Source organism: Ligilactobacillus salitolerans, from assembly GCF_003864415.1.
Taxonomy (GTDB): Bacteria; Bacillota; Bacilli; order Lactobacillales; family Lactobacillaceae; genus Ligilactobacillus; species Ligilactobacillus salitolerans.
Genome location: NZ_BFFP01000084.1, coordinates 1 through 1,059 on the forward strand (window position 1 = coordinate 1; position 1,059 = coordinate 1,059).

Below are 1,059 nucleotides of genomic sequence, written 5' to 3' on the forward strand. Positions count from 1 at the left end.
TAAATTTCTGCTACTAAAGACATGTGGTTTTAAGTCAAGAGGAAGTGATGAATAATTGCAATTAATTTTCTAAAAAAATCAGATTTTAGGCGCACTTTAACAAACCTCACAAGAATAATTTTTAAAAATTTGAGGTTAAAGCAGGTGTATCTAAAAGCTTGAAACAGTTATTTTTGAACTAGACCACTTCTTCCGATTGATAAATTTGGTGTCTGCTTAGTAGGTAGTAGATCACCCTGATTAGTTTTCTAGCGGTTAAAGACAAGGCTCGTTTACGTGGTGCATTTTTGATCTCGGACATCTTTTTATCAAAGTACTTCTTAAAGACTGGATCATAGCGAATTATTGAATTGGTGGCTTCAATCAAATAATAGCGTAGATAAGTGTCTCCAGTATGAAGCATCGGTGTTTTTTGTCCTTCAAAGTTGCCTGATTGGTTTCTTTTCCAAGCTAAACCAGCATATTTAGCCAGCTTAGCTTCGTTATCAAAACGTTCGATCTGACCGACCTCAGCTAAAATACCGGCTGAATAAACTGGTCCGATCCCTGGAATCGACTGTAAGATCTGACCTTCAGGGATCATTTCTAGGACTTCTTCAATTGATTTTTGGAGTTGTTTGATCATTTTTTGATACATTTTGATTTCGTTAGCGTAAATCGCCAAGACTGTGTCAACTGAGTCGGAAACGACCTGGCTCAGCCGATAAGAACCGCGAATGGCTTTCTGAATCGTTTCAGCTAATTCTTGCGGGTCAGAGAAACGTCCGTGACCCTTCTGAGCGAGAAAACCTGCAAGATCTTCTAGCGGTAAAGCAGCTAAATCATCAGTTGAAATATCAGTCGTTAAAAGTTCCATCATCGTCGAACCAAAAATTGAAGTTCCAATTGGCTCTACAGCTAATTTATTGACCTTGTAATACAGGTTTTCAATGAAATGTTGTTTTGAACGGGTCAAACTTTGGATCACTTCAAAACGTGAACGCGTTAAGCGTTGTAAAGCAAGATATTCTTCTTGCCGCAAAATGCCAGTTGTGTAGCGACCAATACGTAAGAAATCAG

1 protein-coding gene is annotated in these 1,059 nt (G+C 38.2%); it reads right to left on the bottom strand.

What is annotated here, in order from left to right:
• Positions 1 to 178: 178 nt before the first annotated feature.
• Positions 179 to 1,059: IS110 family RNA-guided transposase (locus tag LFYK43_RS12120; protein WP_124978585.1), on the bottom strand; the 881-nt coding region annotated here is incomplete at its 5' end.